Source organism: Enterobacter sp. CP102, from assembly GCF_025152625.1.
In the GTDB taxonomy this organism is placed as follows: domain Bacteria; phylum Pseudomonadota; class Gammaproteobacteria; order Enterobacterales; family Enterobacteriaceae; genus Enterobacter; species Enterobacter soli.
Genome location: NZ_CP104014.1, coordinates 4,359,828 through 4,380,593, shown reverse-complemented (window position 1 = coordinate 4,380,593; position 20,766 = coordinate 4,359,828). Strand labels below are relative to the sequence as shown.

The following is a 20,766-nucleotide window of genomic DNA, read 5'->3' as shown; positions in this document are numbered from 1 at the left end:
CAGGGTAGCACAACTTGTCGCGCAGTGACGTTATCCGATCAGGCTCTCAGGGGCAGGAATAAGTTTGGGATTGAGGCAATTTTCGTAGTATTGCTGGATTTCCGCCAGACGCGTGCGCGAACGCTGATAGCGGCGTACGGCCATAAAACCGTTCCAGAAAATAGACGCCAGCATCGCTATCATCAGCAGGGATGTTCCAACATAACGCCATAGACCGGCGCTGTCCGGCATTCGGTGCAGGTCGATATGGCGCGTGCCATTGGCATCGGTAAAGATCCCTGTCACGATCCCCTCGGCGCTGAATGGCGTCTGCATCAGCATCTGTGCCAGACGCTGAAATTCACCCCATTGCTCCTGGGCAGGATAATCATAAAGCGTGATTTGCGGGTACGGCTGATCGACCAGGTCGCTGCCTTCGTCGCTGACAATCAGGAAACCTCCTGGTGCCGGGCTATTCAGTGCCTGTGCGGCACGGGACGTTTCACGAATGACGAACGGCGCGGTAGAGGTTGCCACCAGGTTATCCAGTGATTCAGCGCTAACCGGGCGCAGCAGAACGTTCACACCGTCCAGTCGGCCTGCTTCGGCACGTTTCACCAGCGATTCCCAGTCTTTACTGTTGCCGAGGTTCACCAGTGCATTTTTAAGGCGTACACACTCATCGGGTGCGGAGCATAAATCCTGTGTTTTCATCACGATTTCGCCAAAGTCATCCAGCAACACCATGCCGGATTTCTGAATGGCAGAACGCAGTGCAGGGCTGACGCGTGAATCATCATCCGCTTTCGGATGCAGCTGACGGCTTACCGTCTGGGTGAGCGCCGTCGCTTTGCCTACCACATCGGATTCCGGCAGCGGCAGTGGAGGGGCATCGTTCCAGATGATTTGTGAGCAATCAAACGGTGTAAACGGCGAGTTTTGCCGCGTATTCCAGGCGCCCGGGGTATGAATATTACACATCCCGGTGCCTTTCAGCCGCAGGGTATCGCCTACCCGCACACCGGCTTCTTCCAGCTGATTTACGCTGGTGGCCTCCACGGTTTGCGCCCCTTTAATCCACGACAGGGTAAATTTGATGGGCATATCGAGCGGCACGAAGAAAATCAGCATCATAAGCACCGCCGCGGCTCCACCCGCAATAACGGTACTCCGCAGCCAGTGCTGGAGCGGGAAGTTCTTCACCTCGTCATGCAGGGACAAATACCGGCCCTGACGCACGACATGGCGGTCGAGATAGATATCGATATCGGTTTTATGCCCTAAATCCTGGGCAATCCACGGCTGCCAGTGGCGCGGATAGATAAGGTCGATAATGCCAAGCGAGATGTTGTTGAGGTGTTCCTGGTCGTTCTCACCGAACAATCCCCAGCGTTTTGGCGTGCCGCGCAGGCAGTGAATTTCGCGTAAGGTGGTTTTGGCCGGAGGCGCAAACAGCCCCCACAGACCTGCCGCCAGCAGTAACACCGCACTGCCTGCCAGCCACGGAACGAACACGTCCGGCGTCAGCAGGCAGATGAAGAACAGCAGGAAAGAGGCAACGATAAGCACCGCTTCCCGGATGCCATCCGGGCGGCTCAGGGCGAACTCTTCATGTGTCTCCTGACGAATGTTGAGCAGCTCAATTTGCTCTGTCTCTTCACCGCGAATGGACGCCTGGGTTGAACTGGCGCGTTCCAGCGCAAAGCGCGGCGCTTCCTGAACGTATTCGCTCAGGGTATGGCCGTTAAGGGCGATAACCAGCGGCAAAGAATCGGTATGGATGAGCTCAACGCTGTTTTCATCATTGATGTATTGCTCCCAGAAAGGGGGCAGATGAACTTCAACGGAGTCGAGATAGTAACGCCATTTGTTAGGATCGTCGGTAGTGATACCGTAGCGGGTGATAGAGCGCGTTACGCAGATAACGGTATCACTCTGCCCGTTTAGACTGAGCGATACAGGCGCGGTACTGGCCCCCGTTGGCCCGGGCGTCAGCTGTGAGCGATTAAGCGTTTCCAGATAGCTTTCAGCGGCGCTGCGTTCTTCCGGCGAGAGCTTACGCGTATTCGCACCGGCAAATGCGGTTAAAAATGGCAGCCGATATCGACGCTGGATGCGACGCCTGTATACCCACCCTGCAATCAAAGCGCCGGCCAGCATAGCAGCGATAAAAATCAAAATGGTGCTCATGCTTTCCCCATCTTACTTATCTTCTTACAGGTGTAGTCAGTAGCACCTTTAACAATGAATGAGAGTCTGTGGCTGGCTATCGGCAAGTATGGAGTCGAACTTGAGCATTTTGAAGCGCATCCCAGTAATCGATGATGATAGCAAAGCCTGCCATGGCGCGATATCAGCAAATTCCTGGACTTATTTCAACCTCTTGACTTTTGATTTGAAATAAGGATTGATTCTCGTTAGGTTGCACAAATGTAAATAAAGAACGATTGACATTGCCGAAACCGTGCGGCGTATCGCACAATAAACCCAGTTCTCACAGCAAAGACCCATCAAGATGAGCAAACCATTACAAAAACCCACCATTCTCAATGTTGAAACTGTCGCCAAATCGCGCCTGTTTAATGTCGAAAGCGTGGACCTGGAGTTCAGCAACGGTGTGCGTCGCGTTTATGAACGTATGCGCCCCTCTGCGCGCGAAGCGGTGATGATTATTCCCATCATCGACGATCATCTGATTTTAATCCGTGAATATGCAGTGGGAACAGAATCTTACGAACTTGGGTTCTCTAAAGGGCTGATTGACCCGGGCGAAACCGTGTTTGAAGCGGCAAACCGCGAGCTGAAAGAAGAGGTTGGTTTTGGCGCGAAGGAGCTGTCGTTCCTGAAAAAGCTCAGCATGGCGCCATCCTATTTTTCCAGCAAAATGAATATCGTGGTGGCAGAAGACCTGTATCCGGAATCACTGGAAGGTGACGAACCCGAGCCGCTGCCGCAGGTGCGTTGGCCGCTGGCACACCTTCTGGATTTACTCGAAGATCCTGATTTTACCGAAGCCCGTAACGTGAGCGCGCTGTTCCTGGTGCGTGAGTGGCTGAAAGGGCAGGGGCGGTTGTAGCGCAACAAGTAAAAACGGCCACCATCAGGTTGCCGTTTTGCATGGAAATGTAGGCCGGGTAAGGCGTAGCCGCCACCCGGCTTTTTTTATTGGCGTCAGAACAACTCGTGCGTTTCGCCGTTATCAATCATTTCTGTACCCACTTCATGCACCGCCTGTGTGGTTGGCTGCGTGCCTTCGATGAAATACTCTTCACGGCTGTTACCGCCATTGGCGAGCTGCCCGGTGCCCCGGTCGATATTCACCGTTACCACGCCAGGTGGTGGGCTTAGCGGCTGTTCCGGCACGCCATCCAGCACGGATTTCATGTAAGCATCCCATGCCGGTTGCGCACTCTTCGCGCCACCTTCATAACCAGAGATTTGATCTTTGATGGCACCTGATGCCGTGGTACGACCCAAATCGCGACGGTGATCGTCAAAGCCGATCCAGACCGATGTCACCACGCCCGGGCCGAAGCCTGAGAACCAGGCATCTTTCGAGCTGTTGGTGGTCCCCGTTTTGCCGCCAATGTCGTGACGCTGCAAATCACGTCCGGCACGCCAGCCCGTACCCTGCCAGCCTGGTTCACCAAAGATGTTGGTATTCAGCGCGCTCTTAATCAGGAACGACAGCGGCGTGTTGATCACGTGTGGGGCGTACTCTTGCGCACCACTTTGCGCGACCAGCGCCTGATTCGCCTGCTCCAGCTGAGGCTGTGGCACGGTGGAATTCTGCTGCTCCTGAGAAATCGCAACGTCTTCCATGTCCTTGTTCTCAAGCACATTGGATTTAGGCGTGTCGCCGTAAATCACCGGAATATCGCACTCGGCACAGGCAATTTTCGGCTTCGCTTCGAACACCACGCCGCCCTGATCGTTCTCGATTTTACTGATGTAATACGGATCGACCAGGAACCCACCGTTTGCCATGACTGAATAGCCGCGAGCTACCTGAAGCGGGGTAAAGGAGGCAGAGCCTAACGCCAGCGATTCGGTATGCACGATGTTCTGCGCAGGGAAGCCGAAGCGTTGCAGGTATTCTGCTGCATAATCAACGCCCATCGCACGCATCGCACGGACCATTACCACGTTTTTCGACTGCCCCAGACCCTGACGAAGACGAATTGGTCCTGCATATTCCGCCGGGGAGTTCTTCGGCTGCCAGTCAGAGCCAGCGCCTGCATCCCAGCGAGAAATTGGCACATCGTTGAGGATACTGGCGAGCGTCAGTCCTTTGTCCATCGCTGCGGTGTACAGGAATGGCTTGATGTTAGAACCCACCTGACGCAGCGCCTGGGTGGCGCGGTTAAATTTGCTCTGGTTGAAATCGAAGCCACCGACCAGCGCGATTACTGCGCCGTTTTGCGGGTTAATGGACACCAGCGCGGAGTTCACGTCTGGCACCTGCGCCAGCCACCAGGCATCGCCAACCTTGCGAACCCAGATTTGCTCCCCGGTCTGAATGGCATCGGTTACTTTGCGTGGCGTTGCGCCTTGCAGGGTGTCAGAGCGGTATGGGCGCGCCCAGCGCACGCCGTCCATGCGCAGGGATACCGACGTACCATCTGCCAGCATTACCACGGCTTCCTGCGGATCGGCCTGAGTGACTACGGCCGGCAGCAACGGACCATACGTTGGCAGTGCTTTCAGTGAATGGGTGATTTTTTTGCTGTCCCATGCGCTTTCGCCCACTTTCCACAGCACGTTTGACGGGCCGCGATAGCCGTGGCGCATGTCATAGTCCATCACGTTATTGCGCACCGCGTCCTGTGCCGCCTGCTGCACTTTACGGGTGATCGTGGTGTAAACGCGATAACCATCTTCATACGCGTTCTCACCGTAGCGGCTCACCATATCCTGACGAACCATTTCCGTGAGATACGGTGCAGAGAACGCAATTTCCGGCGCGTGGTAGTTGGCGTCGATCACGTCGTTACGCGCCTGATCGTACTCGCTCTGGCTGATGTAGCCTTCGCTCAGCATACGTGACAGCACGACGTTACGGCGCGCAGTGGCACGGTCAAGCGAGTAGAGCGGGTTGAACGTGGACGGCGCTTTTGGCAGGCCGGCAATCGTGGCCATTTCGCTCAGCGTGAGCTGATCAACTGGTTTACCGAAGTACACCTGTGCAGCAGCGCCCACACCATAGGCGCGGTAGCCCAGATAGATCTTGTTCAGGTAAAGCTCAAGGATCTCATCTTTGCTCAGCAACTGCTCAATGCGGATCGCGAGGAACACCTCTTTGATCTTACGCATCAGCGTCTTTTCAGGGCTGAGGAAGAAGTTACGCGCCAGCTGCTGCGTGATGGTACTTGCCCCCTGAGACGCATGGCCTGAGAACAACGCAACGCTTGCCGCACGGAAAATCCCCACCGGATCGACACCGTGGTGCTCGTAAAAACGGCTGTCCTCGGTCGCAATGAAGGCTTTCACCATAACAGGTGGGATTTGTTTTAAGGTCAGCGGGATACGACGTTTTTCGCCGTATTGCGCCATCAGCTCGCCATCGGCGCTATAGACCTGCATAGGGATCTGGAGTCGAACATCGCGAAGCGTGGCGACATCAGGTAGCTGCGGCTCAATGTACTTGTACAAACCATAAATCGAGCCTGCTCCCAGCAGAATGCAACAGACTGCAAGGATCAATAAATACTTTACGAACTTCACCGGAGATTTCCCATTTGGTTTCACTTGGGCAGTTTATAAACAATCGCGCGGTAGTATAAAGGCAAGCCTGATGCATTGATATAGCCGTCAACCTGATGGCCGATAAGGAGATCGTGAAATATGGCTTTCAAAACATGGCATACGGGCGTTCATATTCAACAAGATAAGGTGCGGATTGTTGCGCTGACGAAGGAGAAATCAGGCTGGAGCTTACGCCGTTGGTGGGCTATCCCGCTGGCGGACGATATTATTCGTGATGGACAAATTATTAAGCCAGAACAACTGGTTGCGGCACTGCGCGGCTGGCGGAGAATGCTGCCGCTTTATCATCGAGTCTATCTTGCTTTCCCTGCGGCCCGGACCCTGCAAAAGACGCTTCCTCGTCCGGTTATTGCGCTGCGTGACAGTGAACAGGCCACCTGGGTGAGCTCTGCGCTGGCGCGTGAACTTGAGATGCCCCCTGATTCGTTATGCTTTGATTATGCGCAGGATACCTTCAGCAGCACTTTCCAGGTGACTGCGGCGCAAACCAAAGAGGTCGCAACCCTTCTGTCACTGGCGACCACCCTGCGCCTGCGAGTGGCGACCGTGACGCCTGATGCCGGGGCGCTGGTCAGCCTGCTTCCTTCGGTCGCACCTGCTCAGTGCGTTGCCTGGCGCGATGAACATCAATGGCTGTGGGCCATGCGCCACCAGTGGGGGCGACGTTTACGCCAGGAGGCGGCAAGTGTGGCTGAACTGGCCGCATTGCTGGCGCTCTCCCCCGACGATATCGCCCTGTTTGAGGCCCAGGCTCGTGATCCGTGGGAAGCCGTATCACGCTGCCAGCCTCCGCTGCCTGAATGTGGCGCTGAATTTACCGTGGCGCTGGCGCTGGCCATGAACGAGATGCCCCTGTGAGCAGGGTGAATCTCCTGCCCTGGAGACAACAACGGCAGACGCGATGCATTCGGCTCTGGAGCATCCTGTTGGCGGGCTGGCTGCTGGTGGTTTTGGCCGCCACGCTCTGGCTGCGGGCGTATCACCTTATCGGCATCCGCGCGCTACAGCAGGACATATCCGGTATGTCCGCTGTGCAACATGTGCTCGAAGCACGTCAGAAGCAGGTCTTACAAATGCCACAGGCGTCTGTGCAACCTTCGGCAAATCAGCCGTGGCAGTCGGTGCTGCTGTCACTGGCCCAGGAGATCCCACCTCAGGCATGGCTAACCCAGCTACGTTATCAGCCGCCTTCTCTGACGCTGACAGGCTATGCCGCATCGCTTCCGGCACTCAGCGCGATGGCTGAGGCGCTGAAGAAGGTGGAGGGAATGAGCCCGGGGGCCGCTGGCGAGTTGCAACAGGATAACCAGGGGCGGTGGATGTTCACTTTCAGGCTGGTCAGCCAGGGGTAGCCCGTGCACATCTTTTATGAACGCTGGTGTGCGTACCCTGTGTGGCTTCGGGTGCTCCTGGTGTGTTCAGGGGCCGTAATGTTAGCGCTTGTTGCCTGGGGCGCCGGGGTGAAGCCGTTGTATTCCCGGCAGGCGGCACTGAATGCTCAGCTTGCCGATATCCAGCGAACCCGCGCAGCCCTCTGGACAACGGCCATGCGCTATTCACCTGTGGCAGAACAGAGTAGCGCGCAAATACGGCAGGGCTTTTCCCCCCTGGATTTTCAACACGATGGCACGAAACTGGTTCACTGGAAGCCCACGCAGAATGGGGGCGAGTTGACGCTCGATGCTGACTGGGCGCAGATCCCCGACGTGTTTTCCCGGCTGGCGCAGCGGAACGTCAATGTGGCGGCCTTCGACATGATCCCTCAAGGCGCACAGCTTCGTCTGAACATCCAGCTGGAGCGACACCATGCGGAGTAACGTGCATTTTCTGCTCCTGTGTTCCCTGCTGATGTTAACCGGGATGCGCGATCCCTTTCATCCACCAGAAGATCGCTGCGTGGTGGGGCAGTTAGCGCAGTGGCGATATCTGGGGGTAGTCAGCGGTATCAGCAGCATTGGCATTTTGCAGGATGGGCAAAAACGCTGGCATCGGGTCAGGGCAGATGATCGCCTGCCGGTGGGATGGCGGGTGATCGCCATAGACGAAAAGGAACTGGTCATTGCGCTGGGGGATGCGTGCGAGCCAAAGCAATGGCAGTGGCAACGAGAAGGAACGGGAAAAAATGAAAATCAGGATAATGCTCTTGCTGATGATACTCAGCCATCCGGTGTGGGCGGGCAGCCCAAAGCCGGTCAATCTGGTCGTCGATGATGTTCCTGTGGTGCAGGTGCTACAGGCCCTGGCCGCGCAGGAGGAACGTAATCTTGTGGTGTCACCCGATGTGAGCGGTACGCTGTCGCTGAATCTGACGCGCGTTCCCTGGCGGCAAGCGCTTAACACCGTTATCGCCAGTGCCGGGCTTATCTTACGGGAAGAGCGGGGGATTTTTTACGTCCACACCGCGGCCTGGCAGCGCGAGCAAGAGGCGCGAAAGGAGCAGGAACAGCTCAAGCGGCAGCTTGATGCCCCGCTGTTATCGCGCAGTATTTCCCTTTCGTATGCAGATGCTGGGGAGCTGCAAAAGGCGGCTGAAAAACTCCTCAGCCCAAAGGGCAGTTTGTCAGTGGACAAACGCACCAACCGCCTGCTGGCACGTGACAACAAGGCCGTGCTGGAATCGCTACAGCTCTGGGCTGAACAGATGGATATGCCCGTCGAACAGGTAGAGCTGGCTGCGCACATTGTGACAATCACAGAAAAAAGCCTGCGCGAGTTAGGGGTGAAATGGAATCTTGCAGAGTCCGCGGGGGCTGGCAGCGTCGGGCAAGCGACGACGCTGAGCGCCGATCTTTCCGTATCCCAGGCCACAACGCATGTGGGTTTTAACATTGGGCGGATCAACGGCCGGTTGCTGGATCTTGAACTGTCGGCGCTGGAGCAAAAGCAACAGGTCGAGATCATCGCCAGCCCGCGATTGCTTGCATCACATATGCAACCGGCCAGCATTAAGCAGGGCAGTGAAATCCCTTATCAGGTGTCCAGCGGAGAAAGCGGCGCCACCTCCGTGGAGTTCAAAGAGGCGGTATTAGGCATGGAAGTCACCCCCGTCGTGTTACCCGGTGGGCGAGTGCGGCTCAAGTTGCATATCAGTGAAAACATGCCGGGGCAGGTATTGCAGCAGGAGAATGGCGAAACGCTGGCGATAGATAAGCAGGAGATTGAAACGCAGGTGGAGGTAAAAAGCGGAGAAACGCTGACGCTGGGCGGTATTTTCTCGCAAAAGAATAAAACGGGGAGTGATAGTGTGCCCGGTCTTGGGAAAATCCCCTGGTTTGGGCAGTTTTTTCGCCATGACGGTAAGGACAATGAACGACGTGAGTTAGTGGTGTTTATTACGCCACGTCTGGTAGGTATTCACTAATGGGAAACGATCCCCGCAATGATTTTGCATTCAGTTTGTTGCAGATGTTTGACGTGGGGCATGAATTAGCATACAAGGAGTACCGATTTGAGTTTGACTTGCGTCTTGTTGCCTTATGCGTCTGGTGCGGCGATTTAATCAGTTGCCAAACAAGCCGTAGTATTGAGATAATTTTTAGTCTGACTCTCGCTCTATTGCATATGAGGTTTCAGTTCATGTCCTGCTACGCTGGGTGTCTGCGAAGCGGGGATTACCATTAACGAATAGTCTTAGTAGTACCGAAAAAATGGCAGAGAAACGCAATATCTTTCTGGTTGGGCCTATGGGTGCCGGCAAAAGCACTATTGGGCGTCAGTTAGCTCAACAACTCAATATGGAATTTTACGATTCTGATCAAGAGATTGAGAAACGAACCGGAGCTGATGTGGGCTGGGTCTTCGACGTAGAAGGCGAAGAAGGTTTCCGTGACCGAGAAGAAAAAGTGATCAACGAACTCACGGAAAAACAGGGCATCGTTCTGGCGACAGGCGGCGGTTCTGTGAAATCTCGCGAAACCCGCAACCGTCTCTCCGCCCGTGGCGTTGTGGTCTATCTTGAGACGACCATTGAAAAACAGCTGGCACGCACGCAGCGTGATAAAAAGCGCCCGTTGCTGCAAGTTGAAACGCCGCCACGCGAAGTTCTGGAAGCCCTGGCCGGTGAACGCAATCCTCTGTACGAAGAGATTGCTGATGTGACCATTCGTACTGACGATCAGAGCGCTAAAGTGGTTGCAAACCAGATTATTCATATGCTGGAAAGCAACTGATTCTGGCTTTATATACACTCGCCTGCGGGTAAAAGCATTTAAGGTGGATGTCGCGTCATGGAGAGGATTACAGTTACTCTCGGGGAACGTAGTTACCCTATCACCATCGCGGCTGGTTTGTTTAACGACCCAGCTTCCTTCTTACCACTGAAAGCGGGTGATCAGGCGATGCTGGTCACCAATGAGACTCTGGCTCCGCTTTATCTCGACCGTGTACGCCACCTGCTTGAAGAGGCAGGCGTGAAGGTCGACAGTGTGATTCTGCCCGATGGCGAGCAGTATAAGAGCCTGACGGTACTGGATACCGTCTTTACCGCATTGCTGCAAAAACCTCATGGTCGCGATACGACACTGCTAGCTCTTGGCGGCGGTGTTGTTGGCGATCTGACGGGATTTGCCGCCGCAAGTTACCAACGCGGCGTACGCTTTATTCAAATCCCAACCACGTTGTTGTCACAGGTCGACTCTTCTGTTGGCGGCAAAACGGCAGTCAACCATCCACTCGGCAAAAACATGATCGGCGCGTTCTATCAGCCGGCATCGGTCGTGGTGGATCTCGATTGCCTGTCAACGCTACCCGAACGTGAGCTGGCGTCTGGCCTTGCTGAAGTGATCAAATATGGCATCATTCTTGACGGCGAGTTTTTCACCTGGCTTGAAGAGAATATGGATGCCCTGCTGCGTCTGGATGGGGCCGCTCTGGCCTATTGCATCCGTCGTTGTTGTGAGCTGAAAGCGGAAGTTGTTGCCGCAGACGAGCGTGAAACCGGCTTACGTGCTTTACTGAATCTGGGGCATACGTTTGGTCACGCTATTGAAGCCGAAATGGGATATGGCAACTGGCTTCACGGCGAAGCGGTTGCAGCCGGTATGGTGATGGCTGCTCGCACTTCTGAACGTCTCGGTCAGTTCAAGGCGGAAGAGACTCAGCGCATTATTACGCTGCTTGAGCGCGCCGGCTTGCCGGTGACCGGGCCGCAGGAAATGTCTGCACAAGCGTATTTACCCCACATGATGCGCGATAAAAAAGTATTGGCAGGTGAGATGCGTCTGGTACTCCCACTTGCAATAGGGAAGAGTGAAGTGCGCGGCGGAGTGCCGCACGATGTTGTTCTTGGCGCTATCGCTGATTGTCAGCAAGCGTAACAATTAGAAAGGTCAGGCCACTGTCAAAGGTGGTCGTTTAGCTTCAGGTGAAATGCAAAGTCGTTGGCATAAGCCTTTGAGTGGGGTGTTAAATGGATGAATTCAAACCAGAAGACGAGCTGAAACCCGATCCCAGCGATCGTCGTACTGGTCGTTCTCGTCAATCTTCAGAACGTGATAACGAGCCGCAGATCAACTTTGACGATGTTGATCTGGATGCAGACGATCGTCGCCCTTCACGCAGCCGTAACGCGCGTGATGAGCGAGAAGAAGAGGATTATGAGCCCGAAGAAGATTCAATGGACGAAGAGCCGGTAGAGCGTCGCCCGCGTAAACGTAAAAAAGCTGCGGCAAGCAAACCGGCTTCCCGCCAGTACATCATGATGGGCCTGGGCGTTCTGGTTCTGTTGCTGCTGATTGTCGGCATCGGTTCCGCGCTAAAAGCGCCATCAACTGACTCAAATTCACAGACCGCATCGACTGAGAAGAGCATCAACCTGTCTGATAATGATGCGTCAAATCAGGCGAATGGTGCGCAACCAGCGCCGGGCGCAACCTCTACAGAGCAGACCGCCGCAAACACAACGACTCCGCAGGATGTTTCTCTGCCACCAGTCTCTTCTACCCCGACTCAGGGTCAGGCACCTGCTACGCCAGAAGGCCAGCAGCGTGTAGAAGTTCAGGGCGACCTGAACAACGCACTGACACAGCCTCAGAATCAGGAACAGGTGAACAACGTAGTGGCGAACTCTACGCTGCCAACTGAACCTGCAACTGTGGCGCCGATTCGTGGTGGTAACGCACAGCCACAAACCGCTGCAACGGAAACGAAGCCGCGTCAGACGCAAACGGCAACGCATCAGGAACGTAAACAGGCTGTATTTGAGCCGAAGCGTGAAGCCAAGCCGCAGGCTGTTGTAAAAGCGCCAGAATCAAAAGTTGTCACACAGCCAAAACGTACTGAAACAGCCGCTGTCAGCGAGCCTGTTAAAGCACCTGTGGCCGCAACACCGAAAGCAACGGCGACCACAACCGCGCCAGCAGCGACTCAGGCACCAGCAGCGAGCGCAGCAGCAACAGCGACGGCGTCCAGTGCAGCAACAGGCAAAACGGCAGGTAACGTTGGTTCTCTGAAGTCAGCACCTTCCAACAACTACACGCTGCAACTGAGCAGTTCGTCTAACTATGACAACCTCAGCGGTTGGGCGAAAAAGTCGAATCTGAAAAACTACGTGGTTTATCAGACGACCCGCAACGGGCAACCGTGGTACGTGCTGGTCAGCGGTGTTTATTCGTCTAAAGACGAAGCAAAACGCGCCGTAGCCTCACTGCCTGCTGATGTTCAGGCGAAAAACCCGTGGGCGAAGCCGATTCATCAGGTTCAGGCCGATCTTAAGTAATGTGTAAAGCGCAGGATGCTGTCGGAGCTTTCTCCACAGCCGGAGAAGGTGTAATCAGTTAGTCAGCATGAAAAAAAATCGCGCTTTTCTGAAATGGGCAGGGGGGAAATACCCCCTGCTCGACGATATTAAAAAACACCTGCCGAAAGGCGAGTGTCTTATCGAGCCCTTCGTGGGTGCTGGATCGGTATTCCTGAATACCGATTTTTCTCGTTATATCCTGGCGGATATCAACAGTGACCTGATCAGCCTCTATAACATCGTCAAGCTGCGTACCGACGAGTATGTCGAAGAGGCGCGAAAGCTGTTTACGCCAGAGAACAACCATCCTGACGTTTACTATGCGTTCCGCACTGAGTTTAATCAGAGCGAGGATCTGTTCCGCAGAGCGCTGTTATTCCTCTATCTCAACCGTCATGGCTACAATGGCCTGTGCCGGTATAATCTGCGTGGTGAATTCAACGTGCCGTTTGGGCGCTACAAGCGTCCTTATTTCCCGCAGGATGAGCTGTATCACTTTGCTGAAAAAGCCCAGAACGCGGAATTCCACTGCCTCTCCTATGAAGAGTGCATGGAGCTGGCAGGCGTAAACTCGGTCGTTTACTGCGATCCGCCTTACGCCCCGTTGTCTGCGACGGCGAATTTCACCGCCTATCACACCAACAGCTTCAGCCCTGCCGAGCAGGCGCGTCTGGCGGAGATGGCGGAAAAGCTGGTCAGCAAAAGAATTCCGGTGTTAATTTCGAATCACGATACCCCTGATACGCGCGAATGGTACAAAGCCGCGAAGCATTTTCAGGTCAAGGTGCGGCGTAGCATTAGCAGCAACGGCGGCACACGTAAAAAGGTGGACGAACTCCTGGCTCTTTATCGCCCCTGAGCCGTTTTGCCCGCCGGTAAACACATTTCAAGGAGATGCGGATGAAACAGTTTTTGATTGCTCCCTCAATTCTGTCGGCCGATTTTGCCCGCCTGGGTGAGGACACCGCCAAAGCGCTTGCTGCGGGTGCGGATGTCGTCCATTTCGACGTTATGGATAACCACTATGTCCCCAATCTGACCATCGGCCCGATGGTCCTGAAAGCGCTGCGTAATTACGGTATTACCGCGCCGATTGACGTGCATCTGATGGTTAAGCCGGTCGATCGCCTTGTTCCCGATTTTGCCGCTGCGGGCGCCAGCATCATCACTTTCCACCCTGAAGCTTCCGAGCACGTCGACCGCACGCTGCAACTGATCAAAGAGAACGGCTGTAAAGCGGGGCTGGTCTTTAACCCGGCGACACCGCTGACGTATCTCGATTACGTTATGGATAAGCTGGACGTGATCTTACTGATGTCAGTTAACCCGGGCTTTGGTGGCCAGTCGTTTATTCCTCATACGCTGGATAAACTGCGTGAAGTGCGCCGCCGTATTGATGAGTCAGGCTATGACATTCGTCTGGAAGTGGATGGCGGTGTTAAGGTGAATAACATTGGTGAGATTGCGGCTGCGGGTGCAGATATGTTCGTCGCGGGCTCTGCAATCTTCGACCAACCGGATTACAAGAAAGTCATTGATGAAATGCGCCGTGAACTGGCAAAGGTAAGTCATGGATAAATTGCAGGCAACCCGGGGTGTAGCATTTGACCTCGACGGCACGCTGGTAGACAGCGCGCCGGGCTTAAGTAGCGCTGTCGATCAGGCGCTGTACGCGCTTGAACTGCCCGTTGCGGGCGAAGAGCGCGTGGTGACGTGGATTGGTAACGGCGCCGATGTGCTGATGGAACGCGCCCTGACCTGGGCGCGCCAGGAGCGCGCGGTACAGCGTGCTGCACAGGGGAAACCCGGTGTTGATCATGCGGACATCCCGCAGGAAGAGCAGCAGCGTATTCTGCGTAAACTGTTCGACCGCTTCTATGAAGAAACGGTTGAAGAAGGGAGCTTCCTGTTCCCGGATGTGGCTGAAACGCTGAGCACCCTCCACGCGCAGGGCATTCCGCTGGGGCTGGTGACAAATAAGCCTACGCCATTTGTTGCGCCGCTGCTGGAAGCGCTGGATATCGCGAAGTATTTTTCCGTGATTGTGGGTGGCGATGATGTGCAGAACAAAAAGCCACATCCTGAACCGCTATTGCTGGTGGCAGGAAAATTATCCTTAACGCCTGACCAGCTGCTCTTTGTCGGTGATTCACGCAATGATATTCTGGCTGCCAGAGCGGCAGGCTGTCCTTCCGTGGGATTAACCTATGGCTACAACTACGGTGAAGCCATCACGCTAAGTGAGCCGGACGTGGTGTTCGATCACTTCAAAGATATATTGCCCGCACTCGGGCTCTCGCACAGTGAAAATCAGGAATTGAAAAATGACTAAGCCCATCGTTTTTAGTGGCGCACAGCCGTCAGGTGAATTGACCATTGGTAACTACATGGGTGCGCTGCGTCAGTGGGTCAACATGCAGGATGACTACCATTGCATCTATTGCATCGTGGATCTTCATGCCATTACCGCGCGTCAGGATCCTGAGAAGCTGCGTAAAGCTACCCTTGATACGCTGGCGCTCTATCTGGCATGTGGTATTGATCCAGAGAAAAGCACCATCTTCGTTCAGTCTCACGTGCCAGAGCACGCGCAGCTGGGCTGGGCGCTGAACTGCTACACCTATTTCGGTGAGCTGAGCCGTATGACCCAGTTCAAGGACAAATCCGCGCGCTATTCTGAAAACATCAACGCCGGTCTGTTTGATTACCCGGTACTGATGGCGGCAGACATTCTGCTGTACCAGACCAACCAGGTTCCTGTTGGCGAAGACCAGAAGCAGCACCTGGAGCTGAGCCGCGATATCGCCCAGCGTTTCAACGCCATTTATGGCGATGTATTCAAAGTGCCTGAGCCGTTTATTCCGAAATCCGGTGCGCGCGTGATGTCGCTGCTGGAGCCAACCAAGAAAATGTCTAAGTCTGACGATAACCGCAACAACGTTATCGGCCTGCTGGAAGACCCGAAATCGGTGGTCAAAAAGCTGAAGCGCGCAGTCACCGACTCTGATGAGCCGCCTGTTGTACGTTACGATGTGCAGAACAAAGCGGGCGTTTCTAACCTGCTGGATATTCTCTCTGGCGTGACGGGTCGTACGATCCCTGAGCTGGAGCAGCACTTCGAAGGCAAGATGTATGGCCACCTGAAAGGCGAAGTGGCGGACGCAGTTTCCGGGATGCTCACTGAGTTGCAGGAGCGTTATAACCGCTACCGCAACGACGAAGCGTTCCTGCAAAAAGTGATGAAAGACGGCGCAGATAAAGCCAGCGCGCGCGCGTCCGAAACCCTGAAAGCAGTATACGAAGCGATTGGTTTTGTCGCGAAACCTTGAGTCTGCTTGCCGGGTGGCGCTGACGCTTACCCGGCCTACGGGATCGTGCAGGTCGGGTAAGGCGGAGCCGCCACCCAATTAAAAACCACACTATCCAAAACTAAAAAACCGGGAAACCCCGGTTTTTTTATGCCTGAAAAACGCTTACTGCTGTGCCGCCGGGCCGCAACCACCGATGATCTTCGAAATGGAGATCGCCGGGTGCAGCAGGTAATCGTAGCTACAGTTATTTTTGGTGTTTTCAACGTGACCCGTACAGGCGGTAAGAGTCGATAACACGGCGACCAGTACGGCTGCCTTTGCCAGTTTGAACATACGCATTCCTTGTCTAAAAACGAAAATTTTTATGTAACACGAGGGAATAAATGGAAAAGTTCCACTTCGGGGCGGTATGTTATCGATAGCGGTAAGAGGGGAGTAGTCCGGTTAAGGACTACCCGAAGAAGGGATGTTATGCGTTAGTGGTTAGAGAACCAGTTCAGTTTTTCGCGCAGTTCAACCACGCGACCCACCACAATCAGAGCCGGGCTTTCTACCTGCTGCGCCAGCTCACCTAGCTGCGGTAATACGCCGTTCACCACACGCTGAGTAACCGCCGTACCATTCTCCACCAGGGCAACCGGCATATCGTCCTGCATTCCGTGCTCCAGCAGCTTCGCCTGAATGGTTGCGGCCTGGTTCAGCCCCATATAAAACACCAGCGTCTGCTTTTCGGCGGCCAGGTTGTGCCAGTCCAGCTCGCTGCCGGTCTTCAGATGGCCCGTCACCAGACGCACGCTTTGCGCGTAGTCGCGATGGGTTAACGGAATGCCTGAGTAGGCCGAACAACCGGAAGCTGCGGTGATCCCGGGTACGACAGAGAACGGAATGCCCGCATTACACAGGGTTTCCAGCTCCTCGCCGCCGCGACCAAAGATAAACGGATCGCCGCCTTTCAGGCGCACCACACGTTTACCTTTTTGCGCTTCACGCAGCAGGATCTGGTTAATCTCTTCCTGCGGGACACAGTGGTAACCCGCGCGTTTACCCACGAATACGCGGTCAGCATCGCGGCGCACCAGGTTCATAATGTCATCGGAGACCAGACGGTCGTAAACCACGATGTCTGCCTGCTGGATCTGCTGTAAACCCTTAAGCGTCAACAACCCGGCATCGCCTGGCCCTGCGCCCACCAGCACCACTTCACCGCGATTATCCAGCGGTTCGCTGAGCAGCTTTCCGGTTATCTCTTCAACGGCTTTCTGATCCTGATTCGCCAGCGATTGCGCCAGCCTGTCATTCACAAAGAATTTTTCCCAGAAGCGACGGCGCTCGCCGACGGTGGCGAAGGTTTTCTTCACCTGCGAGCGCAACTGGCCCGCATAATGCGCCACCTGGCCGAGATGCTGAGGCAGGATCGATTCCAGCTTTTCCCGCAGCAGGCGAGCCAGCACCGGAGATCTCCCGCCGGACGATACCGCCACCATCAGCGGCGAACGGTCGATAATTGACGGCATGATAAAGCTGGCTTCTTTCGGCGCATCCACCACGTTACAGAAGATACGACGCGTTTCGCAGGCATCGCTGACGCGCTGGTTAACGTCGTCGTTGTCGGTCGCGGCAATGGTCAGCCAGCAGGTATCGAGCAGGGATTCGTTGAACTCCCCCTGCATCAGCGTGAGCATCCCTTCCTGCGCCCAGGCTTCAAACTGCGGGGCGAAGGAGAGGGCGTTGACGGTCAGTCGTGCACCTGCCTCTAACAGCAAGCGCGCTTTGCGTTCAGCCACATCGCCACCACCTACGAGCAGGCAGTCGCGATTGCGTAATTGACAGAAAATAGGCAGGTGATCCACGACATTACCTCGCAGCATTCATGGAGGGGGTAATAATTGACGTCAGGATAACAGCAGGAATCGCACAGAACATACGGTTTTTCCTGCCGTTACCCATAAGGGGTCATAAGCTTTTCGTATTGAAAAGGCGGGGGATTAGCCTTTCAGCTGCACCTTACCGTCCTTCACGCGGGCGTCGTAGTGCTTCACGGAGACATTTTCATCTTCCATGCAGCGTCCGTCAGTTAAGCTGAAACGCTGCTTTTTCAACGGGCTGGCAACCCACAGTTCACCCTGATGCTCCGCAATCAATCCGCGGGACAACACGCTGGCCTCAAAGAACGGGTCGATGTTGCTGATGGCAAAAACCTGTTCGTCGTGGCGAGGGCGGAAAATCGCGACCTGCTCTTTACCCAGCAGCGCGCAGACGCCGGTGGCGGGCAGGATGTCGTTAATGTTGCAGATGTTTACCCACTGGCTCATGCGTTTTCCTCCACCAGAGTCACCGGAATACGTTCATAAGGTGTCGCCGGACGATGTTGTTCGCGCTCTGCCACAACCTGCACGTTCGGATCGCGCTGGGTGCTGTTGATAAAGTGTTTGAAGCGCGTCTGCGCCGCCGGGGTGTTCACGGTTTCAGTCCACTCGCAAATTACCGCGTCGCGCAGGCGAGCCATTTCGGCTTCAAGTTGCTCGTTCAGGCCCAGTTTGTCGTCGATGATGACTGACTTCAGGTAGTCGATGCCGCCTTCCAGGTTGTCCAGCCAGGATGCAGTACGGGTCAGTTTGTCGGCGGTACGGATGTAGAACATCATGAAGCGGTCGAGGTACTGAATCAGCGTATCGTGGTCAAGATCCGCCGCCAGCAGATCGGCGTGACGTGGTTTCATCCCGCCGTTACCGCACACGTAAAGGTTCCAGCCTTTCTCGGTGGCGATAATGCCCACGTCTTTACCCTGTGCTTCGGCACATTCACGGGTACAGCCAGAGACGCCAAACTTCATTTTGTGCGGGGTGCGGATGCCTTTGTAGCGGTTTTCCAGCTCAACGCCGAAGCCCACGCTGTCGCCCACGCCGTAGCGGCACCAGGTGCTGCCCACGCAGGTTTTGGCCATACGCAGCGCTTTGGCATACGCGTGGCCGGTTTCAAAGCCCGCTTCAATCAGCTGACGCCAGATTTCTGGCAGATCGTCTTTCTGCGCACCAAACAGGCCGATACGCTGGGAACCGGTGATTTTGGTGTACAGGTTAAATTCACGCGCGATACGGCCGACCGCCACCAGACCTTCCGGAGTGATTTCGCCACCGGCAGAACGTGGGATAACGGAATAGGTCCCGTCTTTCTGGATGTTTGCCAGGAAGTTGTCGTTGGTGTCCTGAAGCGGCGTATGTTCTGGTTTGAGTACGTACTCATTCCAGCAGGAGGCCAGCAGAGAACCGACGGTAGGTTTACACACTTCGCAGCCATAACCCTGGCCATGTTTCTCAAGCAGTTCGTCGAAGGACTTGATACCTTCTACGCGGATCAGGTGGTACAGCTCCTGGCGAGAGTAAGAGAAGTGTTCGCACAGGTTGTTGTTCACTTCGATGCCCTGTTTCGCCAGTTCGGCGTTCAGCACCTGAGTCACCAGTGGAATACAACCGCCGCAGCCCGTGCCGGCTTTGGTTTCGGCTTTCAGCGCTGCAACGGTGTGACAGCCCTTGTTGATAGCGGAAATCAACATACCTTTCGTGACGTCGAAGCAGGAGCAAATCTGCGCGCTGTCAGGCAGTTTATCGACGCCGATAGATGGTTTGCCGCTCGAGGCGTGAGCAGGCAGGATCAGGGCGTCCGGGTTTTCCGGCAATTCGATGGCGTTCAGCACCAGTTGCAGCAGGTTGCCGTAATCGCTGGTGTCGCCCACCAGAACCGCGCCGAGCAGGGTTTTGTTGTCCTGGCTCACGATCAGGCGTTTATAGACTTCTTTGCTTTCGTCGAGATAAACGTAGCTGCGGGAGTTCGGGGTGCGACCATGGGCATCACCGATACCGCCAACGTCCACGCCCAGCAGTTTCAGCTTGGCGCTCATGTCTGCGCCTTCGAAGGCGTTTTCGCTGCCAAGAATGTGGTCAACGGCAACCTGGGCCATTTTATAGCCAGGTGCAACCAGCCCGTACACGCGGTTATTCCAGCTGGCACATTCGCCGATAGCGTAGATATCCGGGTCAGAGGTCTGGCAGGCGTCGTTAATCATGATCCCGCCGCGCTGTGCCACGGCCAGGCCGCACTGGTTAGCCAGTTTGTCGCGTGGGCGAATACCGGTGGAGAAGACGATAAAGTCCACTTCCAGCTCGCTGCCGTCAGCAAAGCGCATGGTTTTGCGTGCTTCACTGCCTTCCTGGACGATCTCTTTGGTGTTCTTGCTGGTGTGAACTTTCACGCCCATGCTTTCGATTTTACGACGCAGCTGGTCACCACCCATGTGGTCAAGCTGCTCTGCCATCAGCATCGGGGCAAATTCGATTACGTGGGTTTCAACGCCGAGGTTTTTCAGTGCGCCTGCGGCTTCCAGACCCAGCAGGCCGCCGCCGACAACCGCACCGCGTTTGCTGCGACGCGCACAGTTTTCAATGGCTTTGAGGTCTTCAATGGTACGGTAAACGAAGCAATCCTGGGTTTCCGAGCCTTTGATTGGCGGGATCCACGGATATGAGCCAGTCGCCATGATCAGCTTGTCGTAAAAAACCGTACGTCCGGCGCTGGAGTGGATCACTTTTTCCTGACGGTTGATGGTGATAGCGCGCTCGCCCACCAGCACTTTTACGCCATGCTTCTCGTAGAATCCTTCACGTACCAGAGAAAGTTCTTCGGCGGTGTGGTGGGAGAAGTAGGAAGAAAGGTGCACACGGTCGTACGCCTTGCGGGGTTCTTCACAGAACACGGTAATATCGAACTGGGCAGCGTCAGCTTTATCGAGAAGATCCTCAATAAAGCGGTGGCCGACCATGCCGTTACCGATGATAGCGAGTCTGACTTTGCTCATTTTTGCCTCGATTTCTTTTCTATTACTGCCTACCTTAACGATTCAGCAAAGGGGCTTATTGATGCAAATCAAATACGCCTTCAACTACTCCTTAGTGGGTAGATTATTGATTTGTCAGGATT

General features: G+C 55.1%; 19 protein-coding genes. 13 read left to right on the top strand and 6 right to left on the bottom strand.

What is annotated here, in order from left to right; all coding sequences use genetic code 11:
• Positions 1 to 30: 30 nt before the first annotated feature.
• A complete protein-coding gene (locus N1249_RS20765) occupies positions 31 to 2,169 on the bottom strand; it encodes an intracellular growth attenuator family protein (protein ID WP_259832922.1) in 2,139 nt (712 codons plus the stop codon).
• Positions 2,170 to 2,494: 325 nt separating this feature from the next.
• Here N1249_RS20765 and nudE point away from each other — a divergent pair, with 325 nt between their 5' ends.
• A complete protein-coding gene (gene nudE / locus N1249_RS20760) occupies positions 2,495 to 3,055 on the top strand; it encodes an ADP compounds hydrolase NudE (protein WP_014072109.1) in 561 nt (186 codons plus the stop codon).
• A gap of 95 nt (positions 3,056 to 3,150) precedes the next feature.
• On the opposite strand, the gene mrcA is transcribed toward nudE, so the two are convergent.
• On the bottom strand, positions 3,151 to 5,703 hold the full coding sequence (gene mrcA, locus N1249_RS20755; RefSeq protein ID WP_259832918.1) for a peptidoglycan glycosyltransferase/peptidoglycan DD-transpeptidase MrcA: 2,553 nt from the start codon (positions 5,701 to 5,703) through the stop codon (positions 3,151 to 3,153).
• A 120-nt stretch (positions 5,704 to 5,823) separates the two neighbouring features.
• Here mrcA and pilM point away from each other — a divergent pair, with 120 nt between their 5' ends.
• From pilM to trpS, 12 genes are all read left to right on the top strand, one after another.
• A complete protein-coding gene (gene pilM, locus N1249_RS20750; protein WP_259832916.1) occupies positions 5,824 to 6,603 on the top strand; it encodes a pilus assembly protein PilM in 780 nt (259 codons plus the stop codon).
• A gap of 68 nt (positions 6,604 to 6,671) precedes the next feature.
• Positions 6,672 to 7,097: a PilN domain-containing protein gene (locus N1249_RS20745; RefSeq protein WP_409193154.1), complete on the top strand. Its 426-nt coding sequence runs from the start codon at positions 6,672 to 6,674 to the stop codon at positions 7,095 to 7,097.
• A 78-nt stretch (positions 7,098 to 7,175) separates the two neighbouring features.
• The gene (locus tag N1249_RS20740) at positions 7,176 to 7,562 is read left to right on the top strand and encodes a hypothetical protein (RefSeq protein ID WP_259832910.1); all 387 of its coding nucleotides are present in this window, start codon (positions 7,176 to 7,178) and stop codon (positions 7,560 to 7,562) included.
• Positions 7,552 to 7,956 carry a DUF2531 family protein gene (locus N1249_RS20735; RefSeq protein WP_259832896.1) on the top strand — a complete coding sequence of 135 codons (405 nt, stop codon included), beginning with the start codon at positions 7,552 to 7,554 and terminating at the stop codon, positions 7,954 to 7,956. Before N1249_RS20740 ends, N1249_RS20735 begins: the two co-directional genes overlap by 11 nt.
• Positions 7,868 to 9,106, top strand: coding sequence for a DNA uptake porin HofQ (gene hofQ, locus N1249_RS20730; protein ID WP_259832893.1), 1,239 nt, complete (start codon positions 7,868 to 7,870; stop codon positions 9,104 to 9,106). The genes N1249_RS20735 and hofQ overlap by 89 nt, the downstream gene beginning before the upstream one ends.
• A 286-nt stretch (positions 9,107 to 9,392) precedes the next feature.
• Positions 9,393 to 9,914, top strand: coding sequence for a shikimate kinase AroK (gene aroK, locus N1249_RS20725; protein WP_010436374.1), 522 nt, complete (start codon positions 9,393 to 9,395; stop codon positions 9,912 to 9,914).
• A gap of 57 nt (positions 9,915 to 9,971) precedes the next feature.
• Positions 9,972 to 11,060, top strand: a complete 1,089-nt coding sequence (gene aroB / locus N1249_RS20720) for a 3-dehydroquinate synthase (protein ID WP_259832848.1) — start codon at positions 9,972 to 9,974, stop codon at positions 11,058 to 11,060.
• Positions 11,061 to 11,152: 92 nt separating this feature from the next.
• Positions 11,153 to 12,460, top strand: a complete 1,308-nt coding sequence (gene damX, locus N1249_RS20715) for a cell division protein DamX (RefSeq protein ID WP_259832845.1) — start codon at positions 11,153 to 11,155, stop codon at positions 12,458 to 12,460.
• A gap of 67 nt (positions 12,461 to 12,527) precedes the next feature.
• On the top strand, positions 12,528 to 13,340 hold the full coding sequence (dam, locus tag N1249_RS20710) for an adenine-specific DNA-methyltransferase (protein WP_259832842.1): 813 nt from the start codon (positions 12,528 to 12,530) through the stop codon (positions 13,338 to 13,340).
• Positions 13,341 to 13,381: 41 nt separating this feature from the next.
• A complete protein-coding gene (gene rpe / locus N1249_RS20705; RefSeq protein WP_014072099.1) occupies positions 13,382 to 14,059 on the top strand; it encodes a ribulose-phosphate 3-epimerase in 678 nt (225 codons plus the stop codon).
• Entirely contained in the window at positions 14,052 to 14,813 is a 762-nt protein-coding gene (gene gph / locus N1249_RS20700) for a phosphoglycolate phosphatase (protein ID WP_014072098.1), read from the top strand. Before rpe ends, gph begins: the two co-directional genes overlap by 8 nt.
• The gene (gene trpS, locus N1249_RS20695; protein WP_259832836.1) at positions 14,806 to 15,810 is read left to right on the top strand and encodes a tryptophan--tRNA ligase; all 1,005 of its coding nucleotides are present in this window, start codon (positions 14,806 to 14,808) and stop codon (positions 15,808 to 15,810) included. Before gph ends, trpS begins: the two co-directional genes overlap by 8 nt.
• 144 nt (positions 15,811 to 15,954) lie before the next feature.
• Here the strand turns inward: trpS and N1249_RS20690 are convergent, their stop codons facing one another.
• The 4 genes from N1249_RS20690 to nirB all read right to left on the bottom strand — a co-directional run bounded on the left by N1249_RS20690 (position 15,955) and on the right by nirB (position 20,644).
• Positions 15,955 to 16,125 carry a YhfL family protein gene (locus tag N1249_RS20690; RefSeq protein ID WP_014072096.1) on the bottom strand — a complete coding sequence of 57 codons (171 nt, stop codon included), beginning with the start codon at positions 16,123 to 16,125 and terminating at the stop codon, positions 15,955 to 15,957.
• Positions 16,126 to 16,268: 143 nt separating this feature from the next.
• Positions 16,269 to 17,642: a siroheme synthase CysG gene (cysG, locus tag N1249_RS20685; RefSeq protein WP_259832833.1), complete on the bottom strand. Its 1,374-nt coding sequence runs from the start codon at positions 17,640 to 17,642 to the stop codon at positions 16,269 to 16,271.
• 135 nt (positions 17,643 to 17,777) lie between these two features.
• A complete protein-coding gene (gene nirD / locus N1249_RS20680) occupies positions 17,778 to 18,104 on the bottom strand; it encodes a nitrite reductase small subunit NirD (protein ID WP_259832831.1) in 327 nt (108 codons plus the stop codon).
• Positions 18,101 to 20,644 carry a nitrite reductase large subunit NirB gene (nirB, locus tag N1249_RS20675; RefSeq protein WP_014072092.1) on the bottom strand — a complete coding sequence of 848 codons (2,544 nt, stop codon included), beginning with the start codon at positions 20,642 to 20,644 and terminating at the stop codon, positions 18,101 to 18,103. The genes nirD and nirB overlap by 4 nt, the downstream gene beginning before the upstream one ends.
• Positions 20,645 to 20,766 lie beyond the last annotated feature (122 nt).